The 4,326-nt window shown below is 66.9% G+C and carries 5 protein-coding genes and 1 pseudogene; 5 read left to right on the top strand and 1 reads right to left on the bottom strand.

Annotation, left to right across the window (positions count from 1 at the left end):
• A pseudogene (locus RM812_RS40780) lies at positions 1-127 on the bottom strand (ATP-binding protein); the annotation flags it as partial.
• 145 nt (positions 128-272) lie between these two features.
• On the opposite strand from RM812_RS40780, the gene RM812_RS40775 reads away from it, so the two are divergent.
• The 5 genes from RM812_RS40775 to RM812_RS40755 all read left to right on the top strand — a co-directional run bounded on the left by RM812_RS40775 (position 273) and on the right by RM812_RS40755 (position 4,262).
• Positions 273-1,337, top strand: coding sequence for a tyrosine-type recombinase/integrase (locus tag RM812_RS40775; protein WP_311585866.1), 1,065 nt, complete (start codon positions 273-275; stop codon positions 1,335-1,337).
• Entirely contained in the window at positions 1,334-1,648 is a 315-nt protein-coding gene (locus RM812_RS40770) for a helix-turn-helix domain-containing protein (protein WP_311585864.1), read from the top strand. The genes RM812_RS40775 and RM812_RS40770 overlap by 4 nt, the downstream gene beginning before the upstream one ends.
• A 411-nt stretch (positions 1,649-2,059) precedes the next feature.
• On the top strand, positions 2,060-3,301 hold the full coding sequence (locus RM812_RS40765; protein ID WP_311585862.1) for a tyrosine-type recombinase/integrase: 1,242 nt from the start codon (positions 2,060-2,062) through the stop codon (positions 3,299-3,301).
• A 33-nt stretch (positions 3,302-3,334) separates the two neighbouring features.
• Positions 3,335-3,799, top strand: a complete 465-nt coding sequence (locus RM812_RS40760) for a DUF6228 family protein (protein WP_311585860.1) — start codon at positions 3,335-3,337, stop codon at positions 3,797-3,799.
• Position 3,800: 1 nt separating this feature from the next.
• Entirely contained in the window at positions 3,801-4,262 is a 462-nt protein-coding gene (locus RM812_RS40755; RefSeq protein ID WP_311585858.1) for a hypothetical protein, read from the top strand.
• Positions 4,263-4,326: the final 64 nt, after the last annotated feature.

The raw sequence follows: 4,326 nt of genomic DNA, 5'->3' as shown, positions 1-4,326 counted from the left end.
TGCGGCCGATGTCGCGGTTCTTGAGCCGGTAGGAGTCTCCCTTCAAGGAGAGCACATCGGCGTGATGGACGAGGCGGTCGATCATGGCGGCGGCGACGGTGTCGTCGCCGAAGACCTCTCCCCAGCGATCTGGGGCTGGCACATGTTCCTTTTCGTGGATCACCGCTGCCACCGGCCCGTATCCATCTCCTGCTGTCCTCGTTGGTCTTCGTGGTGGTGCCCGGATTCTCCAGGTGCTGCCTTGATCGGTCAGGTGCGAGGAAGGTGTGCCGGTGGCATCCCAGTTGAGGGTGGTCCAGGGCGGTGCCGTCCTACTGGAGCCGGTGACCGCCGATCCGTGGGAGTTCCAGGCCGACTGCGTTGAGGCGTTCGTCGCCTCATGGCGAGCTCGTGGGTTCAGCCCAGTGACCGTCGAGAACGACATCGGACTGCTGGAACGCACGCTCACCGCACTGGGCCGGCCCGCCTGGGACGTCACCCCCGAAGACATCGACCGAGTCGTCGGAGACCTGGCTCTTGCCGGGCGGGCGGCCTCCACCCGCCGCGAGTACGTGCAGATCTTCAAGGGCTTTCACCGGTTCCTTCAGGTCCGCAAGGCCGTCGAGATCGAAGCCGGCTTCGGCGTCCGCCTGGTCTGCCCAGTCGATGAGTTCAACGCGTCCCGGCATGTCGGCGACGACTCCCCGGCCCAGCTGCCGCCACCGACCCCAGAGCGGGTCGCGGAGTTTTTCGACTTCCTCAAGGCCCGGATCGCCACCGCCCGCAAGTACGCACCCGCCGCCCGGGACTATGCGATGTTCCGGACCCTCTATCACGCCGGCCTGCGCTCGGAAGAGGTGTCGCTTCTGGACCGCCCGGACCTCCACTTCACGCGGGGACCGTTCGGGAAACTCCACGTCCGGTTCGGCAAGGGCGCCCGCACATCCGGGCCGCGGCCGCGCTGGGTGCCGATGCTGGACGGGCTCGACCTTGTCCTGCGCTGGTTCCTCGACGACGTCCGTGGGAAGTTCCCCGACTCCCCGGTGCTGTTCGCGGACGAGTCCGGAGGCAGTCTGCACCGCGGGACGATCCGCAACCGTTTGCGCTATCTGATGGAACTCGAAGGCCGTCCGGCGACCGATCGGTTCAGTCCGCATGCCCTGAGAAGGGCCTGCGCGACCCACAACTACGAGCGCGGTGTGGACCTGGTGGCCATCCAGCAGCTCCTTGGTCACTGGACGGTCAGTTCGACCATGAGATACGTCCGTCCCTCCGCGACGTTCATCGAGGATGCCTATCGCCGCGCGGTGACCACCACGCTCGGCGAACTCACCGCCGAGGGGGACAGCTCAGCATGAAGATCCGATGGCGTTTGCGGATGGCCGCCGCCCAGCGCGAGATCTGGACCGGCACCCAGCTGCAGCGGCTGCTGGCCGAACGCGCCGGGCTGCAGATGTCCTCCGCCTCGGTGTCTGCTCTGTTCAGCAAGGAGCCCTCCCAGGTGAAGATGTCCACGCTGATCGCGTTGTGCACCGCGCTGGACTGCACCCCCAACGACCTGTTTGAGGTCGATACCACCCCCGTCGGGCGTCCTGCGGTCCCACCGCGACCGGTCGCCGACCTGCCGAAAGTGGCCTCCGCACGAGGCCGCTCGATGCCACCTATCTGACCCGGAAGCGAAGGGGGCATCGTGGGCGTCAAACAGAGCGACTGCATCGGCTGCGGAGCCCCGGTCGGCTTCATCGACCGGCGCTACTGCTGCCGCTGCACTGCCCAGCAGAGGAAGGCCGAGGCCCGGGCCGCGTGTCCCCGGTGCGGACAGCAGCGCGTTCTCCAGGCGGACACCGGCCGGTGCATCACCTGCTCGCGCGTATGCACCGCTTGCGGTAGTCCGGTACGGAGTAAATTCTCGGCTCTCTGCCGCACTTGCCTGCGGGAGTCCGAGCGCGACGCCGCCAAGGATCCATGCCCTCGCTGCAGTCGGCCCGGATATCTGCGCGAGGACACCGGCTGGTGCGGGCACTGCTCACGTCCCCGGCAGACCAAGCAGCCGCCCCGGGCCTGTGAACAATGCGGCAGAGTGCGGAAGCACGCAGGGCTGGGACTGTGCACGGCCTGCTGGCAGCGTCACCCCGACCGCCCCTTCGTCCGGGCCGAGCACCTCATCGCCGAACTCGACAATCCCCCCGACTGGCTGCAGGACTTCACAACAGATCTCGCCGCCAAGTACTCCGTCGGCCGAGCCTGCACGATGATCACTTCCCTCGCGCGGCTTCTCCGGGACGGCCAGCCCAGTCTCCCTCAGTCCGTACTCGAACGTTCCCGCCGCCCGGGCCGCTCAATGGGCCCCCTCGCCCGTGCCCTGGAAGCCTTCTTCACCAGTCACGGTCTGGCTATGGCCACTGACCAGGCCGAGCGGCTTGCGGCCGGCCGCCGGCAACGCCGGGTTGTCGCGGTCCCAGAGCCCCTGCGACTTTCGGTGGAGTCCTTCTCCGACTTCATGATCCGCTCACGCGAGCGGTCCCGGCGTGCCGGAACGCTGCCCCGCACCGATGCCACCATCGAAGCCGCACTGGCCATCGTCCGTGACCTCGCCCGGTTCCTCGCCGGTGAGCGCGGGAAGGAGGACTGGGCACTGACCGACGTGCACGATCTCGAAGCCTTCCTGGCCACCTCGCCGAAGGCCCGGAAGCGTCGACTGGTGGTGCTCGGACAGTTTTTCCGCTTTGCGCGATCCCAGAAGATCATCCTCGTCGATCCCGCCCGCGGTCTGACCGCCCGAGGACCGAACGGCTTCACGGGTGCGACGCTGACACTTGACGAGCAACGTGTGCTGTTCCGCCGCTGGACAACGGATCCGGCCGTCCACCCACACGAAGCCCTGCTGGGCATGCTCGCCTTGTTGCACGGTGCCTCAAGCCGCGAGGTCAAGATGCTGCAGGCCGATGACCTCGACTCTCGTGCCCGGACCGCCCGGCTCGGACACCGCCCACATCCGGTTCCTTTGGATCCGCCGTCTTGGGCGGCAGTGGAACGCTGCCTGGCCCACCGCGAAGACCAGCGGACGGACAACCCGTATGTGATGGTCACCCGCCAGACGAAGTCCGGCCAAGGTCCGGCATCCACTGCCTACGTCAGTCATGTCCTCGACGCCTGCGGCTTCCCACCGCGCATGATCCGCTGCACTCGACTGCTCGACCTGGTCAACACCATGGACCCCAAGCTTGTCGCCGCAGCGTTCGGCATGGACCCCGAGGCCACCATGATCTATCTCGCTGACCACGTCGACCCCGGCCGCCTGCCTGACCTGCAATCACAGTGACGACAGGCACCTCCTTGACCTACTGTTCCTGGGATGAGCTCCCGAGATGCCGCCCCCGACGAACCAGCCGAATTGACCGTCCGCTGCCAGGACGACCGGGCCGTCTCTGTGAAGTTCTGTGACCTCTTTGATGAGGACGAAGACTGCGTGCACTACGCCATCGAGGCTTGCGCGGCCGGTCTGAACGCTCGCCTGGACGGCGTGGCAGCCTGGAACTGGAGCGCCGACCTGGCTCCCTTCCTGGAGAAGCTCTCCGAGGACTTCCGGGGCTGGGAGGGAGAGCGTGTCTGGCAGACCAACGACCGCGATCTCACCGTCAGAGTGGTCTTCCGCTCAGGCGGCCATGTCGGGCTGACCTGGACGCTGCGTCCGTGGCGAATGTCCGTTGGCAGCTGGGAGGCATCCGTCACCACCTGGCTGGAAGCCGGCGAGCAGATGTCCACTCTCGCAGCCGATGTCAGGCACTTCCTCGGCCAGGAGGCCGGTCATCGCCGCTGACATGCAGCTCGTTTGGACCCTCAGCGGGAGGGGATGGGCCGACTGCACCATCTCCGATCATCAGGCGGAAGCCGAGGTCACGGCCTCATACATTTCCACAGCCCCCGAGGACCTACTGACGGCGGTGGCCCGCCTCGTCACCGGTGAAGCGGAGGCACGCGTGCAGTTCGAGGCGGAACCCACCGCGTTCCGCTGGATCCTCTACCGCGAGGGCAGCGACGTGTGGATTCGTGTGCTGGAACTGGCCGACGGCAGCAAGCACGACAACGCCGGAACCGAAATCTGGTCGAGCCAACAAAGCATCGGCACCGTGGCTCGCGCTGTGGTCCGCTGCTTCGACGACGTCGCGCGAAAGTACGGCGAGAGCGGATATCGCGGCAAGTGGGGCGAGCACTTTCCCCACTCCGAACTCGAAGCCCTCAGAGCGGCCTGGCACAAGAGCCACCGCCTGGAGAGCACCTGAGCCTCGCCGAACCTGGTGGGTTTCGGTGCCGCCTGGCACAGGTTCGCCGGAACATGTGCGCTTT

The organism is Streptomyces lancefieldiae, from assembly GCF_031845825.1.
GTDB lineage: Bacteria > Actinomycetota > Actinomycetes > Streptomycetales > Streptomycetaceae > Streptomyces > Streptomyces lancefieldiae.
This window is presented reverse-complemented; position numbering and strand designations above follow the sequence as displayed.

Excerpts from the sequence above, each read along its gene's own strand:
- RM812_RS40755 (WP_311585858.1), top strand. The coding sequence starts at position 3,801 with ATGCAGCTCGTTTGGACCCTCAGCGGGAGGGGATGGGCCGACTGCACC.
- RM812_RS40760 (WP_311585860.1), top strand. The coding sequence starts at position 3,335 with ATGAGCTCCCGAGATGCCGCCCCCGACGAACCAGCCGAATTGACCGTC.
- RM812_RS40770 (WP_311585864.1), top strand. The coding sequence starts at position 1,334 with ATGAAGATCCGATGGCGTTTGCGGATGGCCGCCGCCCAGCGCGAGATC.